General features: G+C 67.3%; 10 protein-coding genes. 4 read left to right on the forward strand and 6 right to left on the reverse strand.

Going from position 1 to position 15,830, the window contains the following annotated elements:
* Positions 1–2: 2 nt before the first annotated feature.
* A complete protein-coding gene (locus tag DFR31_RS02325; RefSeq protein ID WP_121441045.1) occupies positions 3–1,355 on the reverse strand; it encodes an MATE family efflux transporter in 1,353 nt (450 codons plus the stop codon).
* 141 nt (positions 1,356–1,496) lie between these two features.
* Between DFR31_RS02325 and DFR31_RS02330 the strand changes: the two genes are divergently transcribed.
* Entirely contained in the window at positions 1,497–2,366 is an 870-nt protein-coding gene (locus tag DFR31_RS02330) for a bifunctional nuclease domain-containing protein (RefSeq protein ID WP_121441046.1), read from the forward strand.
* Positions 2,367–2,381: 15 nt separating this feature from the next.
* Here DFR31_RS02330 and DFR31_RS02335 read toward each other — a convergent pair whose 3' ends face one another.
* Positions 2,382–2,933: a response regulator transcription factor gene (locus DFR31_RS02335; protein ID WP_121441047.1), complete on the reverse strand. Its 552-nt coding sequence runs from the start codon at positions 2,931–2,933 to the stop codon at positions 2,382–2,384.
* Positions 2,930–4,246, reverse strand: coding sequence for an ATP-binding protein (locus tag DFR31_RS02340; protein ID WP_245971061.1), 1,317 nt, complete (start codon positions 4,244–4,246; stop codon positions 2,930–2,932). The genes DFR31_RS02335 and DFR31_RS02340 overlap by 4 nt, the downstream gene beginning before the upstream one ends.
* Before the next feature lie 209 nt (positions 4,247–4,455).
* Here DFR31_RS02340 and cydD point away from each other — a divergent pair, with 209 nt between their 5' ends.
* The gene (cydD, locus tag DFR31_RS02345) at positions 4,456–6,156 is read left to right on the forward strand and encodes a thiol reductant ABC exporter subunit CydD (RefSeq protein ID WP_121441049.1); all 1,701 of its coding nucleotides are present in this window, start codon (positions 4,456–4,458) and stop codon (positions 6,154–6,156) included.
* Complete coding sequence (cydC, locus tag DFR31_RS02350; protein ID WP_121441050.1) at positions 6,153–7,835, forward strand: thiol reductant ABC exporter subunit CydC; 1,683 nt, start codon at positions 6,153–6,155, stop codon at positions 7,833–7,835. Before cydD ends, cydC begins: the two co-directional genes overlap by 4 nt.
* 15 nt (positions 7,836–7,850) lie before the next feature.
* Here cydC and DFR31_RS02355 read toward each other — a convergent pair whose 3' ends face one another.
* Positions 7,851–11,021, reverse strand: coding sequence for an EAL domain-containing protein (locus DFR31_RS02355; protein WP_170153575.1), 3,171 nt, complete (start codon positions 11,019–11,021; stop codon positions 7,851–7,853).
* A 302-nt stretch (positions 11,022–11,323) separates the two neighbouring features.
* Here DFR31_RS02355 and DFR31_RS02360 point away from each other — a divergent pair, with 302 nt between their 5' ends.
* A complete protein-coding gene (locus DFR31_RS02360; RefSeq protein WP_121441052.1) occupies positions 11,324–13,513 on the forward strand; it encodes a malate synthase G in 2,190 nt (729 codons plus the stop codon).
* Positions 13,514–13,612: 99 nt separating this feature from the next.
* Here the strand turns inward: DFR31_RS02360 and DFR31_RS02365 are convergent, their stop codons facing one another.
* On the reverse strand, positions 13,613–14,251 hold the full coding sequence (locus DFR31_RS02365; protein ID WP_170153576.1) for a YdcF family protein: 639 nt from the start codon (positions 14,249–14,251) through the stop codon (positions 13,613–13,615).
* A gap of 67 nt (positions 14,252–14,318) precedes the next feature.
* Positions 14,319–15,773 carry a D-alanyl-D-alanine carboxypeptidase/D-alanyl-D-alanine endopeptidase gene (gene dacB / locus DFR31_RS02370; RefSeq protein ID WP_121441054.1) on the reverse strand — a complete coding sequence of 485 codons (1,455 nt, stop codon included), beginning with the start codon at positions 15,771–15,773 and terminating at the stop codon, positions 14,319–14,321.
* Positions 15,774–15,830 lie beyond the last annotated feature (57 nt).

The raw sequence follows: 15,830 nt of genomic DNA on the forward strand, positions 1-15,830 counted from the left end.
CCCTATGCGGGGGCGGCCTCTTCCGCCCCCGCCACCTCGGCCTGCAGGCGCGCCAGGCCCTGACGGTAGGCCAGCCAGGCAGAGACGCCTGCGAGGATATTACCCACCAGCACGCCCACGAACAGACCCATCATGCCGCCGAGTTGCGCCCCCAGCCAGAGTGCGGGCAGGTAACAGGCAAACAGGCGCAGGACCGCGATCACGAGTGCCCGCAACGGCATGCCGAGTGCGTTACACACCGAAACCATCAGCATGCAGGTCCCCAGCGCCGCATAGCTCCAGGGTGCCAGCCGCAGGTAATCCGTGAGCAGCCCCGCCACGTCGGCATCACGGCTGATCAGGCCCGGGAGGAAGAAGGAGAGCAGCAGCCAGAGCACGGCGATGCCTAGCTGCCATAGCAGGACAAACCGCACCGCGATACCGACCACGCGGCGGATGCTGTCCAGGTCGCCGGCGCCGCGGAACCGGCCCACCATGGGCGGCAGCGCCATGGTCAATGCCAGCACCGCGACAATGGAGAAGAACTCCAGCCGGGTGGCTATGGCCCACGCCCCCACCGCAGCGGAACCGAAACCGGCCACCAGCGCCGTGGCAGCCATGGCTGAGACCGGCGGCAGCAATTGGCTGACCGTCGCCGGCCCGGTAATGCCCCCCAGCTCCTTCGCCGCGCTCAGCGGATTCATCGCCCGCATCCGGAATCGCAGCCGGACCTTACGGTGCAGCGCCCAGTGCACGATCAGCAGCGATACCCCGAAGGCCACCACAGTCGCCCACGCTGCCCCCGGCAACCCCCAACCGAAGACAAAGATGAACAGCGGATCCAGGGCCACATTGATGAGGCTGCTCAGTACCATCAGCAGTCCGGGCAGACGTGTATCACCGTGGGCGCGACAGACGCTGTAGCCAAAATAAAGCTGTGCCCCCAGCCAGGTGGCCAGCAGCCACGGCCCCCAGTAGGCGTCGATCAGTGGCAGCAGCTCCGGATCCGCCCCCATCAGCAATACCAGCGGATGCCGGACCAGCCAGAGCAACACCGCCAGCAGCGCCATGATGCCGGCACCACCGAGGATCACCAGCCCGCCGAGCTGCCGGGCGCGCTCCTGGTGCGCCGCGCCCAGACTCCGGGATATCACCGCCGTGGTCGCGATCCCCAGCCCCACCTGCACCCCGATGATCACCTGGGCCACCGGCAGGGTGAAGCCCAGCGCTGCCAGCGGCTCCACGCCCAGGTAACTGATGAACACGCTGTCCACCAGCTGGTAGCTCATCAGCGCCAGCACGCCGAAGAGCATGGGCCAGGTCATCCGGAACAGCGTGCGGCCGAGGCCCACACGCAGCATTTCCTCGGTGGTCATATAGGGGTTCGGCCTTCTCGACAGGTCCGTTGGAGCCGGACAGTCTAACAGGCGCAGTATGCCGGGGTCGGCAAGGTGGCAGTCGCGCCGCCGAGGTGCGATGCTTGGAACATGGATACAGTCGATCGCGTGAGGCCCCGCATGCACAGCCCGACAGGCCGCTACCCGGCCGGCGCCGTTCTTTTGGTTCTCCTCTGCCTGCTGGTGACCACCACCTCCGCTCAGGCCAGGGATCTGCTAACCGACCGCGATGAACTGGTGGCGGTGGAACTGGCCACCGTGGGCATTGCCCAGCCCGGCGGCGTACCGGTGGTGCTATTGCGCGAACCCGACTCCGGCGACGTGGTCCCCATCTTTATCGGGCCCAACGAGGCCCGCGCCATCCTCCAGGCCCTGGGAGGCGAACGGCCGCCACGGCCCATGACCCACGATCTGCTGGGCCATATTACCTCCGCCCTGGGTGGCACCCTGGAGCGGGTCTACGTGGACGGCTTGCTGGCCGGCACCTACATGGGCGTGATGGAATTCTCGGTGACCGGCCAGGACGATCCGGTGCGCGTGGACGCCCGCCCCAGCGACGCGATCGCGCTGGCGGCCCGCACCGGGGCGTCGATACACGTGGCACCTGATGTCCTGCAGGCGGGCGAGGATCTGCAGTACGAGCCGCTGCACGATGACCAGGCGGTCGCCGCACTCGGTATCACGGTGGTAGAGGCCACCGACGAGCTGCGCGATGCGTTGGGGCTGCCTGACCAGCCCGGCGTGCTGGTCAGCGATGCCATTGGCGATGCCGCCGAGGCCGGAATCGGCGCCGGGGCCCTTATCCTTGAGGTTAACGGCGAGACGCTGGAACGGCCGATGGATTTCCTGAACCAGGTACGCGGGACCGCCCGCGGCGAGGAGGTGGAAGTGCTCTGGTGGCAGGAGGGTGAGGAGCAACGCGCCCGGCTGTCCACCGACATCCCCGACCGCCGGCACCGGGAGCGCGCTCCCGAGGGGATCACCCTCTAGGCCGCGAAGCGGGACTCACCGCTTGACCGGGCGCTTACCCAGCTTACGCTGCAGCGTGCGGCGGTGAATCCCCAGGGCGCGGGCCGCGGCCGAGATGTTGCCATCGTGCTCGGCAAGCACCCGTTGAATCTGCTCCCATTCCAGCCGCTTGAGCGACATGGGCTGGGTCGGCGGTTCGGCCACCGGCTCCTGCTCGTCGTGCTCGCCGCTGAAAGCGGCAACCACCGTGTTCACATCTACCGGCTTGGGCAGGTAATTGGCCGCCCCCAGCTTCACCGCCTCCACGGCGGTAGGAATGCTGGCATAGCCGGTCAGCACGATGATCCGGGTTTCAGGCACCGTTTCCAGCATCGGCTGGATCAGCTTGAGCCCGGAGTCATCCCCCAGTTTGAGATCCAGCACGATATGCTCGGGCTGGTGCGAGCGCGCCACCGCCAGCGCCCGCTCGGCATCGTGTGCCTTCTCCACCGAGTACCCGCGACGGGTCAGCCCCCGCCCCAGGACCGAGCAGAAGACCTCGTCATCGTCAACCAGCAGGACTCGCGTCCCGGTTTCTTGGTCGGTCACGTAGCTACCCCCTGCTTGTCTCTGGAAGGATCAACAGCACTTCCGGCATCGACATCCTCGTCACCCGCGCCATGACTGCATAATTTATCACCGACCCGCAGATCGTCCAGCGGCAGCCAGATACAGGAGACAACCCCCCCTTTCTGCGCCGGCATCAGTGTAACGCTGCCCCCGAAACGGCCCAGGGTGGCATTGGACAGCACCAGGCCAATCCCCATGCCATCAGGCTTGGTGGTGTGAATAACCCGTCCTGCACGCTCCATCGCCTCCGGGTCCAGCCCGCGGCCCTCGTCCACGATGGTCAGGGTCATCTCGCCGTTACGACAGGTCACGTCGATGTCCACCCGGTCCTTACCGTTCTCCACCGATGCATCCGCCGCGTTGTTGAGCAGGTTCACGATGGCGTGCATCAGGGTTTGTTCGGCGAACAGGCAGGGGTTTTCGAACGGCTCCTGGAAGCGCAGCCGGTGGCGCACCTCCGGACGCATGAGGCTCCAGGTGTTGACGATCCGGCCGATGAACTGGCGCAGCGTCGCCTGCCCACCGCTCTGGGCGCGCCCGTTACCAGCCGCCTCCATCAGCTCGGAGAGCGTCTGTTTACAGACCTGGATCTGCGAGTCGAGGATGTCCAGGTCCTCCTGCAACTCGTCGTCCTCCTGGCGGTTGTCCCGGAGTTCACCCACCACCATGGACATGGACGACAAAGGGGTGCCCAGTTGATGGGCCGCCCCGGCCGCCAGGGTTCCGATGGCGACAATCTGCTCATTGCGCAAGGTGTTCTCGCGCGCTTCGGCCAGTTTCATGTCCTGCCGGCGCAGCGTCGCGGCCATGAGGCTGACGAACACCGTGATCAGGATGACGCTGAGGATGAAATTGATCCAGGTTCCGAACAGGTGGAGGTTGATATCGCCGGCCATCACCTCCTGCGGATCATCCATGGGCAGGAACCAGACCAGCAGAAACCCGTACAAAATGACGCTGGCGATCCCCACCGACCAGGCGTAGGCGCTGGGCAAGGCCACGGCGGCCAATGCGATTGGTACCAGGTACAGGGAGACAAACGGGTTGGTGGGCCCGCCGGAGAGGAACAGCAAGGCCGTCAACACCAGCGAGTCGACCATCAAGTGGAGGAAGACCTCCAGGTGACTGGCCTCCTTGATCAGGTGGAGCCGCAGGAACACGCCCAGGTTGAAAAGCGCTAACAACCCCACGCAGGCCAGCATCGCGGTGACCGGAAGAGCCATGTCCATCAGGTAGTGGACACCCAGCACCGTGATACCCTGGCCCAGTACGGCGTAAAGCCGCAGCCACATGAGTATCCGTAGCACCTGTTGAGGCTTGAACCTGAGTGTGTCCTGCATCCGGGCAATCACGAGTCTGTTTACCTGCATACTAACGGGTTCATGAGCAGGACCGCCTGCCTCCGCGACAAAGCACCACAGGATGCCATAAATAACCTAGCGCTATCCTAATGAAAATGAGGAGCTGTGCTGGCGAACGAAGCTGAAGGACCTGCCCGGACGTGAGTGAGAACCTGGACAAGAGAAAGGCCCGCCAGTGGCTGAACCGGCGTGCGCAACCCGCGCGGCGCCTGCTGGCGCTGGCCTCGGGGGCCGGATTGGCGCAGGGTGTGCTCATCATACTGCAATCCGCCTTGATCGCCCACGTGGTCCATGCCGCGGTGATCGAGTCCACGCCCTTGCAGACCTTGTGGCCGGTGATCCTCGCCCTCCCACTGGTCTTCCTGGCACGGGCCGTCTGCACCTGGGGGCAGGAGGTGGCGGGCATGCAGGCGGCAACACGCATCAAGGACCGGTTGCGCGAAGAGCTCTACGCCCACCTACTGGCACTCGGCCCCATCGGCCTGGGCACGCGCCAGAGCGGCACCGTGTCCACCGCCATGCTGGAGCAGGTGGAGGCACTGGAGGGCTACTATGCCCGCTTCCATCCGCAGATGATTATCGCGCTCGGGGTGCCCCTGCTGATACTGGTCACCGTCTTTCCCATGGACTGGCTAGCCGCCCTGCTGCTGCTCTTTTCCGCGCCCCTGATCCCGCTGTTCATGGCGCTGGTGGGGTTTGGCGCGGAGCAGTTGCAGCAAAAGCAGTTGGTCGCCCTCGGGCGGCTGTCTGGCTGGATGCTCGACCGCATCACCGGCCTCACTACCCTCCGCCTGTTCGGTCATACCCGGCATGACCAGGACCGCCTGCGCGAGGCCTCTGACGATTTCCGAGCACGCACCATGAAGGTGCTCCGGGTGGGCTTCCTCTCCTCGGCGGTGCTGGAGTTCTTCGCCTCGGTGGCCATCGCCATGCTGGCCATCTACATCGGCCTGGGTCTGCTGGGCTATATCACCTACGGTCCCTCGGCGGAGCTCACCCTGTTCACCGGGCTGTTCATCCTGTTGCTGGCGCCCGAGTTCTTTCAGCCGCTGCGCACCCTGGCCACCCACTACCACGACCGCGCCGGTGCCATCGGCGCCGCCGGCGAGTTGATGGCACTGCTCGAAACGCCGCCGGTCCGCCCGGTAAACGGGAAGCAACGCCCGGTGATAGACGGCCCGCCCGCGCTGCAGCTGGAGAAGGTGACCGTCGAACTGCCCGGCGGCACCCGGCCCCTGCGGGAGCTGTCGCTCAGTGTCGCCCCTGGAGAGCGGGTGGTGATCGCAGGGCCCAGCGGCTGTGGCAAGTCCACGCTGATCCACCTGCTGCTCGGCCTAGTGGCCGGCGAGGGGCAGATCCATCTGAACGGTCACCCCCTGCGGGAACTGGACCCGGACTGGCTGCGGGAGCACGTGGCCTGGGTGGGGCAACGGGCCCAACTGTTCCACGGCACGCTGGCCGACAACATCGCCCTGGGGTACCCGGGTGCGCCCCGCGACCAGGTCGAGGCCGCTGCCCGCAGGGCCCGGGTCACCGCCTTCAGCGATCTGCTGCCGTCGGGGCTGGACACCCGGGTAGGGGAACGGGGCGAAGGGCTCTCCGGCGGCGAGGCCCAGCGGGTGGCCCTGGCTCGCGCCCTGTTGCGCAGCACCCCGCTGCTCCTGCTGGATGAACCCACCGCCCACCTGGACCCGGAGAACGAGCAGGCCCTGTTGGCCACCCTGGCCGAGGTCGCGCGCGGGCGCACCGTGATCATGACCACCCACCGGCCGGCCGGCATGGCCTGGGCCGACCGCGTGCTGGAGATGCACGACGGCCGACTGAGGGGGTGTCAGGCATGAACCACGAGGCCCCAAAGGCATTACAACGGCCGCTGACCCACTTCGCCCGGCTCTTTCTGCACCGCTGGCCGTGGATGCTGGCCGGCACCCTGCTCACCCTGGCCACCCTGCTGGCCAACATCGGGCTGCTGTCCCTCTCCGGCTGGTTCATCACCGCCACCGCACTGGCCGGGCTGGGGTTGATCGTCGGGCTGGACATCTACGTACCGGGCGGCGGCATCCGGTTTTTCGCCCTCGCCCGCACGCTCTCTCGGTACGGCGAGCGTCTGGTCACCCATGAGGCCACGTTCCGGTTGCTGGCCGATATCCGCTGCTGGCTCTTCCGGCGGCTGGCGCAACAGGACCCGCTGTCGCTCGGTCGGCTCCGCGGCGGCGATCTGCTCAACCGGCTGACCGCGGATATCGAGGCGCTGGACAACCTCTACATCCGGGTCATCGGCCCGACCATCGCGGCACTGCTTGCCGGACTGGTGGCCATGGCCCTGCTCGGCTGGGTGGACGGCCGCATGGCGCTGGTGGCCCTGGGGTTGCTGCTCGTCGGTGCCCTGCTGACCTGGGACGCAGCGCGACGGGGCCGGCGCAGCGGCCAGCGCATGAGCCACCTGCAGCCACGCTTCCGGGCCGTGATCATCGAGGGCGTGCGGGGCCTGGCCGAGTTGCGGGTCTACGGCGGCGGCGAGCGTCAGCGGCGCCTGATCGGCCAGCACGGCCGTGCCTGGTCCCAGTTGCAACGGCGCATGGCGCACCTGACCGGCGTGGGCAATGCGCTCAACGGGCTGGCTGGGCAACTGGCCCTGTTTGCCGCCCTGATCCTGGGCCTGTGGCTGCACCAGCAGCAGGCTATCACTGGGCCACAGTGGGTCCTGACCCTGTTTGCCCTGATGGGGTTGGCCGAGGCCCTGGCGCCCCTGCCCCTGGCCTTCCAGTTCCTGGGCCGGACCCGGTCGGCGGCCACCCGGTTGCTGGAACAGGCCGAACACCCGGTGCAGGTGCACAGCCCGCGGAGCCCGCAGGGCATGCCCGAGCGCTTTGACATCGAACTGCGCCGGGTCACCTACGGCTACCACGCCGGCCGGCCGGTGCTGAGCAACTACAGCCTGCATATCACGCAAGGCCGGCAGCTGGCTATCACCGGCCCCAGCGGGCTGGGCAAGACCACGCTGCTGAAACTGCTGGCCCGGCTCGATGACCCGTGGGCAGGCACGATCCGGGTCGACGGCGTTGACCTCCGCGAGCTTGCCCTCACCGACTGGCACCAACGCATCGGCATGCTGGAGCAACACGCGCCGGTGTTCAGCGACAGCGTGGCGGGAAACCTGCGCGTGGCCGCGCCCGACGCCGGCGAGGAGCGCCTGTGGGAGGCCTTGCGGATCGCCGGCCTGGATGAACGGGTGCGGGCCATGCCGGAAGGGCTGGCGACCTGGTTGGGGGAGGCCGGTGCCACCGTGTCCGGTGGCGAGGCCAGGCGCCTGGCGCTGGCCCGGGTGATCCTCCACGACCCGGACATCGTGCTGCTGGACGAACCCGCCGCCGGCCTTGACGGCGACAGTGCACGGGCCCTCGCGGCCCGCCTGCAGCACTGGCTACGGGGGCGGACCGCCATCATCGTCAGCCACGATCCGGACTGGCTGCCCCCCATGGACGCGGTGCTGGACTGGTCCCGGATCGATCACCGCTGACGGGGTGGATCCGCCTCAGGCCTCGCCGTCGCCCTGTGGCCTTTCAGCCACCGCCGGCAGCCACGCGGTCAGCGCATCGGCAGGCATCGGACGCCCATAGTAGAAGCCCTGCAACAGGTCGGCCCCCTCGGCGCGCACCAGGGCCACCTGGGCCTCCGTCTCGAGCCCCTCGGCGACCACCTCCAGGCCGAGCCCGTGGGCCATGCCGATGATCGACCGCAGCAGCTGAGCGCCCCGCTCACTGGCGCTGCCGTCCGCCACGAAGCTGCGATCGATCTTCAGCACCGAGAAAGGCAGCTGGCGAAGGTAGCTCAGGGCCGAGTAGCCGGTGCCGAAATCGTCCAGGGACAGCCCCACGCCCAGGTCTCGCAGGGCCCGCAGGCTCTCCATCACGCCTTTCTCACCGCTCAGGAATATCCGCTCGGTGATCTCCAGTTCGAGGCACCGCGGGGGCAAGCCGGTCCGTGCCAGCGTCCGCCTTACCGCACCTACGAAATCACTCTGCACCAGCTGGTTCGGGGCGACGTTGACCGCTATGCGCAGCCACTGACCAGTCTGCGCGTGCCACTGCACCCCCTGCTGGCAGGCCTTGCGCAGCACCCACTCGCCCATGGGAATGATCAGCCCCGTCTCCTCGGCCATGGGAATGAACTCACCGGGCGAGACCGGGCCGTGCTCCTCCAGCGTCCACCGCAGCAGCACCTCGACACCCACCGGTTTCAGCGTGGCGCCATCCACCAGCGGTTGATAGGCCAGGTGCAGGGTCTCCTGCTCCAGTGCCCGCCGCAGTCGGGACTCCAGCGCCAGCCAGCGGTGCGCCTTCTCGTTGACTTCCGGCTTGAAGAAATGGAAGCCGCCCCGCTCCACCTGCTTGGCCTGGGACAATGCCGCGTAGGCGTTACGCAGCAGCACGCTGCTATCCGTGCCGTCATCCGGGAACAGGGTCACGCCGATGCTCGCGTCCATGAACACCTCCTGGCCCTGCAGCCAGAGCGGGTCCTGCAGCGACCCCAGGAGTCGTTCCGCCACCTGCTCGGCCTGGCGCACCGAGCGCAGTTCCGGCAGGATCACCAGGAACTCGTCGCCCCCCGGCCGACAGAGGGTGTCCTGCGGCCCCAGCGCCGCCTTGAGACGGGCGGCCACCGCCCGGAGCAGCTCATCGCCGGGCTCATGGCCCAGGCTTTCGTTGACCTTTCGGAACTGGTCCAGGTCCAGCACCAGTACCGCCCCGGAGCCGCGCCCCCGCCGGTGCGCCAGCCGCCGGGCCGCATTGTCCAGGCGGTCCATTGCCAGCGCCCGGTTGGGCAGGCCGGTCACCGTGTCGTGGGTCGCGTGGTACTCCAGCCGGCGCTCCGCGTCCTTCCGCCCGGTTACGTCCTGCTTGATGGCGATGTAATGGCTGACCGTCCCGTCGTCATCCCGCAGCGGGAAGACGACGCCGGCCTCCCAGAAGAGCTCCCCGTTCTTGCGCCGGTTGTGGAACTCACCCCACCAGGGTTCACCCGCCTCCAGGGTGTCCCAGAGGTCCTCGTACCAGGATTGCGGCATCAACCCGGAGCGGATGATTTTCGGCGTGGCGCCCAACGCCTCGTCGGCGCTGTACCCCGTGGTCCGCTCAAAGGCGGGATTGACGTACTCGATCACTCCCCGCCGGTCGGTGATCATCACCGAGCTCGGCCCCTGCTCGACCACGGCGGAGAGCTTGCGCAAGGCCTCCCGCTCGGCCCGGCGGTGGGTCTCGTCCGCGAAGGTCACCACGTAAACCGGATGCCGATCACCCGCCTCCAGCTCCCGCCACTCGGCAATCGGCGCGCCAAAGACCTGCACGGGGAAGCGCTGGCCATCGCGTCGACAGAACCACTCGTCGTCCAATCGCAGGTGTTCGCCCCGCATGGCGGCATGGTAGATGGGGCACGCCGAAGCCGGCAGGTAATGGTCATCGCCGTGGGCATGAAACAGTTCATGCGCGCGCTGACCGACCAGCTCGCGGGCCGAATACCCGAGCATCTCCTCGGCGGAACTGTTGACGTGGGTGATCAGGCCATCGCCATCGAAGACGTACATGCCCTCGTTCATGGTGTCCGAGATCGCCCGGAGTTGGGCCCGCTCTTCCAGCCGCTCCCGCTGCAGGCCGAGGAAACGCAACCACAGCCCCCCGGCGCCACCCACCAGCAACAACGCAAAAACCGCCCCTACGTAAAAGTGCTGGTTGAGACTGCCGAGCGCGTTGACGGCGCGCAGACTGACCACGTAACCCAGGGGCTCCCCCCGGGCGTCCGTAAGCGGGACAAATGCCACGATGTGGCCCCCGCCGCCCGCCTCCACGGCAAAACCGAAGGGTTCACCTCGGGCCAGCTTCTCCTCCAACCCGGGCTGCTGCGCCACCTCGGCCTCCACCTCGGCGAAGGCCGTGCCATTAGCGGGATACCAGTGCTCCGGGTCGTGGGGATGGTCCAGCAGGAAATCCGGGGACAGCGGGCTGGTCTGGTAAGCGGCCAGCACCTCCTCCTGGACAACGGGAGTGACCGCATCCCGGCGGAGCAGGATACGAAAGCCGCTGGCGGGCATCAGCTCGTCGAGCCGGTGGTGGAGCGCGGCCATCGACATGCCCGTCTCCACTACACCCCGCACTTCGCCCTGGTGCACGATCGGGCTCAGGTAACGCAGGCCTTGGGTATAGCGGCCCGGCCCCGCCGCCTGCAACGGCCGCTGCTCCTCCAGCACCCGGGCAATGTCCACCCGCTCAGGCAGCAGCTCATCCCCGTGGGCCTCCGGGGCGTGCAGGCGGACCAGGCTGGTGCCGTCCGCCAGCACCACCTGCATCTGGTCCAGGCCGCGGGCCTGCAACTGGGTGAAGATCGGTTCCAGATCGGCCTGAATCCAGGCCCGCAGCGCCTGGCGGCCCTGCTCATCGGCAACATTCGCGGCCGCTACGGCCCCGGTAAAGTCAGGCTGCAGGACCACCCCCTCGTGCAGCAACTCGCTGGCCAGCGCGCTGCCCCCGGTTGCCGCGTCTACGGCGGTTTCCAGCGCAGCGACCTGCTCGCCGACCAGCAGGTCGCGACGGGTGTCCCAGTCGGCCCAGACGTACCACACTGCACTAGCCGCGATCAGCAGGATGGCCAGGACAGAGAGGTAAAAGGGCTGCCAGCCCAAGAGGGCTTTGGTCTTGCGCAGACTCCACATATCACGGTGAGCCGATCGGGGCTCGCGGCGTCCTCTCTTGAGCTTGAATAAATCCATAGTGGAGTGGCCGAGGGTACCACAGAACGCCCCTGCCTAATGGCGGGTTTTATTTTGTGGAAACCGATTCCATTTTCTTGCATCCCATCGACATGCGGGTTAAAACTAAGGCTCATGGTTGCGCGCCCACGGAGCGGGCGCGCTACACTTCAGTGTTCCGATGGGTGCTGCACCACCTGTCGCACGTCCCCTGGGGCCGTGCCCAGCAGCCCCGGTGAGTAACGCCCAATCTAGCGAGGAGACCCATGACTCAACGTATCGAAGTCGGCGGCCTGCAAGTCGCCCAAGAACTCTACGACCTGGTTGCCAAGGAGATCGCTCCGGCCACCGGCGTGGACGCGGATGGTTTCTGGACCCACCTGGGCGCCATCGTACGCGATCTGGGCCCCCGCAACCGTGAGCTGCTGCAAAAGCGGGACGAAATGCAGCAAGCCATCGACAAGTGGCACCTGGAGCGCAAGGGCCAGGCCCACGATGCGAACGCCTACAAGGCGTTCCTCGAGGAGATCGGCTACCTGCAGCCGGAGGGCGAGGACTTCCAGGCCACCACGGAAAACGTTGACCCGGAGATCGCCGAGATCGCCGGCCCCCAGCTGGTGGTGCCGATCAATAACGCCCGCTTTGCCCTGAACGCCGCCAACGCCCGCTGGGGCAGCCTGTACGACGCGCTGTACGGCTCCGACGTGCTGCCCGAGGACGGCGGGGCGGAGAAAGGCACCAGCTACAACCCGGTGCGCGGCAAGAAGGTCATGGAGTACGCCGGCCAGGTGCTGGACCAGGTAGCCCCGCTGGCCCAGGGCAAGCACGGCGATGTGGTCGCCTACAAATTGGCTGACGAGGCGGGCGTGAAGCGCCTGCAGGCCAAGCTCGCCGACGGCAGCGAAACCGGGCTGGCCGACCCCGAAGCCCTGGCCGGCTACAACGGTGCCGAGGACGATCCCACCGTCCTGCTGCTGCGTCACAATAACCTGCACGTGGAAATCCAGATCGACCGCGATCACCTGATCGGCAAAGACCACCCGGCCGGCGTCAAGGACGTGGTCATGGAGGCGGCGGTGACCGCCATCATGGACTGCGAGGACTCCGTGGCCGCGGTGGACGCCGAGGACAAGACCCAGGTCTACCGCAACTGGCTGGGGCTGATGAACGGCGACCTGGAGACCAGCCTGGAGAAGGGCGGCAAGACCATCCAGCGTAAGCTGAACGCCGACCGCGACTACATCGGCGCCGATGGCCGCGCCATCACCCTGCCCGGCCGCAGCATGATGCTGATCCGTAACGTCGGCCACCTGATGACCACGCCGGCCGTCCTGGACGCCGACGGCAACGAGATCCCCGAGGGCATCCTCGATGGAATGGTCACCGCCCTGGTCGCCCTGTACGACCTGAAGGGCCTGGGCAAGTACCGCAACTCCCGCACCGGCAGCATGTACATCGTGAAGCCGAAGATGCACGGCCCGGAAGAGGTGGCCTTTGCGGTGGAGCTGTTCGGTCGCATCGAGGATGCGCTGGGCATGGAGCGCAACACCCTCAAGATCGGCGTCATGGACGAGGAGCGGCGCACCACCGTCAACCTCAAGGCCTGCATCCGCGAGGCCAAAGAGCGCATCATCTTCATCAACACCGGCTTCCTGGATCGCACCGGCGACGAGATGCACACCTCCATGGAGGCCGGCCCGATGATCCGCAAGGCCGAGATGAAGGGCTCCCGCTGGCTGAACGCCTACGAGGACTGGAACGTGGATATCGGCCTGGAGTGCGGGCTGCGCGGCCGCGCCCAGATCGGCAAGGGCATGTGGACCATGCCGGACCTGATGAAGGGCATGATGGAGGCCAAGATCGGCCATCCGAAGGCCGGTGCCAACTGCGCCTGGGTGCCCTCGCCCACCGCGGCTGCGCTGCACGCCATCCACTACCACCAGGTCAACGTGGCCGAGGTGCAGGATCAGCTGGCCGGTCAGCGGCGCGCCGCCCTGGATGACCTGCTGACCATCCCGCTGGAGGCCAACCCCAGCTGGTCCGCCGAGGAGATCCAGCAGGAGCTGGACAACAACTGCCAGGGCATCCTCGGCTACGTGGTCCGCTGGGTCGACCAGGGCATCGGCTGCTCCAAGGTGCCGGACATCAACAACGTCGGCCTGATGGAGGACCGTGCCACCCTGCGGATCGCCAGCCAGCTGCTGGCCAACTGGCTGCACCACGGTATCTGCTCCGAGGAGCAGATCATGGAGACCATGAAGCGCATGGCCAAGGTGGTGGACGAACAGAACGCCGGTGACCCCAGCTACCGGCCCATGGCCGCCGACTACGACGGCAGCGTCGCCTTCCAGGCGGCCTGCGAGCTGGTGCTCAAGGGCAAGGAACAGCCCAGCGGCTACACCGAGCCGGTCCTGCACCGCCGCCGCCAGGAGGCCAAGGCCAAGTTCGGTGCCTGATTAACCGGCCCGAAACGGCCTACCCGGCCCTTCTGAAAAGCCCGGCTCCGGCCGGGCTTTTTTTGTTGTGCCGCGCCGCGAATTCCGGTGTGGCCCGGCCTAATCCAACGGCTCACACGGCCCGATAGCGGAGGGGTTGGCGCTGGGGTCGAGGAAAGGCCGCTGCAACAGGTACCCCCCATACTGGCGAACCTCAGCCCAGAGAAAATCACTCTTGGCACGCATCCCCTGGAAGCGGCTGGTGGCGGTGGGCGACGGATGGGCGTCCAGGCCCAGGTCCCGCGCCATGGTCACGGCGCGGCGCAGGTGCAGCGGGTCGCTGACGACCAGCACCCGCCCGATGGCCTCCGATTCCACAATCGCGGCCGCGCCCCGCAGGTTATTCAGGGTATCCGCCGAGGCCTGTTCGCAGAGGACATCCGTTGCCGGCACCCCGTGGTGGATGGCGTAGCGGGCACCGGCTACCGATTCGGCCAGCGGCTCGCCCGGCGCCTGTCCGCCGGTGAAGATGAGCAGTTCGACCCGCCCCGCTTCGTACAGGCTGACAGCGTGCCGGATGCGTTCGCGGAAAACCGGAGAAGGGCGCCCGTTCCAGGCCGCGGCCCCCAGAATGATCGCCGCATCGGCGGGGGCGTTGTCGTCGCGATGACCAAACCACCAGATATTGGCCGCCAGCATCGCCACCACCAATAACGGCAATAACACCAGCAGCAGGGCTGCTCGCAGCCCACGGGACACGCCGCGCACCGTCAAGCGATTCCCCCTTCGCCAAGGGCGATACCAGGCGCCTCGGCTTGTGGCCCGACTACTGCCGAAATGCCCATCGAAGCACGGCCTCCTGAATCTCCTGGCCCGGCCCCTGATGGGCACCGGGGTGATTGACCAGCACCACCGCCAGCAGCGGCTCGCCCCCCTCATCCGGACGAACATAGCCGGCGACCGCTGCCACGTCATTAAGCCTGCCGGTCTTGAGATGCATCCGCCCCCGCTCCGGCCCCTCGTCGAAGCGGCGCTGAAGCGTGCCGTCCAGCCCCGCAATGGCCAGCGACGAGACAAATTCCGGCATCCACGGATGCTCCCAGGCCAGCGCCAGCAGCTGGGCCACCTGGCGGGCGGTGATACGGGTGTTACGGGACAGGCCCGCGCCGTTATCCATCACCACACCGTCGGTATCCATACCGAGCTCCTGCAACACCTCCAGCACCGCCACGCGCCCCTTCTCGGAGGTGGCCGGTGCATCGAACCGCTCCGCCCCCAGGGTCAGCTTGAGGTGACGCGTCATTACATTATTGCTGTATTTGTTGACCAGGCGCAGTATCTGCCCCAAGGGCGGCGATTCGTGCACCACCAGCGGCGCCGCATCGTCCTCGGGCTGCTGGCCCAGGCGCCAGCCACCGTCAAAGTCACCGCCCCACTGCGACCACAACAACCCGAACAGCTGGTGCACATAGTCCTCGACGGGCAGCACCGTCCGCACCAAACGCCAGTCATCGCAACCGGACGGGTAACGCCCCTCCAACAGCACCCCGGGCAGACTCCCGCCAGGGTTCTCGAGCACGTGGAACGCCACACCGCGCTGGAAGCCGCCGCAGGCACCCGGCTGCAATGCGAGGCGATTGCTCAACGCCAGCCCGGGCAGAGGCGGATCCGCGGCCACCCGTGGGCTGCCCTCCCCGGTGGGCTGGATTTCAAAACTGACCGCGTTGAAGTTGACCAGCAAGGGATGGGGGGGTTGGTTGTAGGCGCGCCGCGGCCGGCCGTCAAAGGCGCCGGGATCCTCGGCCGGCAGGTCGAAATAGCGGGTATCCAGCACCAGGTCACCGGTGATCTGTGAAACGCCCTTGCGTCGCAAGGCACCGGTCAGCTTCCAGAACTCCTCCGTGACCAGGAAGGGGTCGCCACCACCGCGAATCAACAGGTCGCCTTCCAGTACGCCGTCGCGCACCGGGCCCAGGGCGTGGAGTTCCGTCCGCCACCGGTAGTCCGGGCCCAGCCCCTCCAGGGCGGCCAGGCTGGTGGCGAGCTTGAGCACAGAGGCGGGGTTGCGGGGGGTATCGGGCTGGTGCGCCAACAGGGGCTCAGAGTCACCCAGGCGCTGCACCCAGACACTAACGTGGTTCCGGTCCACCCCCAGCCCGTCGACCACGCGGGCCACCGGGCCAGGCAGAGAGTCCGCCGACGCGATGCCCGGCAACAGCAGCACGAGCACTGTGACCAGCCACAGCCTCACCGCCGGCACTCTTCCTCCCTTCTTGACCATCCGTTCCGCATCTCCGTCAACCGCTGGATCGATCGCCTGCCCCGCATTCTAGCCCGA

Origin of the sequence: Alkalispirillum mobile, from assembly GCF_003664325.1 — a bacterium.
Taxonomy (GTDB): domain Bacteria; phylum Pseudomonadota; class Gammaproteobacteria; order Nitrococcales; family Halorhodospiraceae; genus Alkalilimnicola; species Alkalilimnicola mobilis.

Bases quoted from the DNA above. Each gene is read 5' to 3' on its own strand.
- DFR31_RS02325 (WP_121441045.1), bottom strand. From the start codon at position 1,355: ATGACCACCGAGGAAATGCTGCGTGTGGGCCTCGGCCGCACGCTGTTC.
- DFR31_RS02330 (WP_121441046.1), top strand. From the start codon at position 1,497: ATGCACAGCCCGACAGGCCGCTACCCGGCCGGCGCCGTTCTTTTGGTT.
- DFR31_RS02340 (WP_245971061.1), bottom strand. From the start codon at position 4,246: ATGTGGCTGCGGCTTTACGCCGTACTGGGCCAGGGTATCACGGTGCTG.
- cydC (WP_121441050.1), top strand. From the start codon at position 6,153: ATGAACCACGAGGCCCCAAAGGCATTACAACGGCCGCTGACCCACTTC.
- DFR31_RS02355 (WP_170153575.1), bottom strand. From the start codon at position 11,021: ATGTGGAGTCTGCGCAAGACCAAAGCCCTCTTGGGCTGGCAGCCCTTT.
- DFR31_RS02360 (WP_121441052.1), top strand. From the start codon at position 11,324: ATGACTCAACGTATCGAAGTCGGCGGCCTGCAAGTCGCCCAAGAACTC.
- dacB (WP_121441054.1), bottom strand. From the start codon at position 15,773: ATGGTCAAGAAGGGAGGAAGAGTGCCGGCGGTGAGGCTGTGGCTGGTC.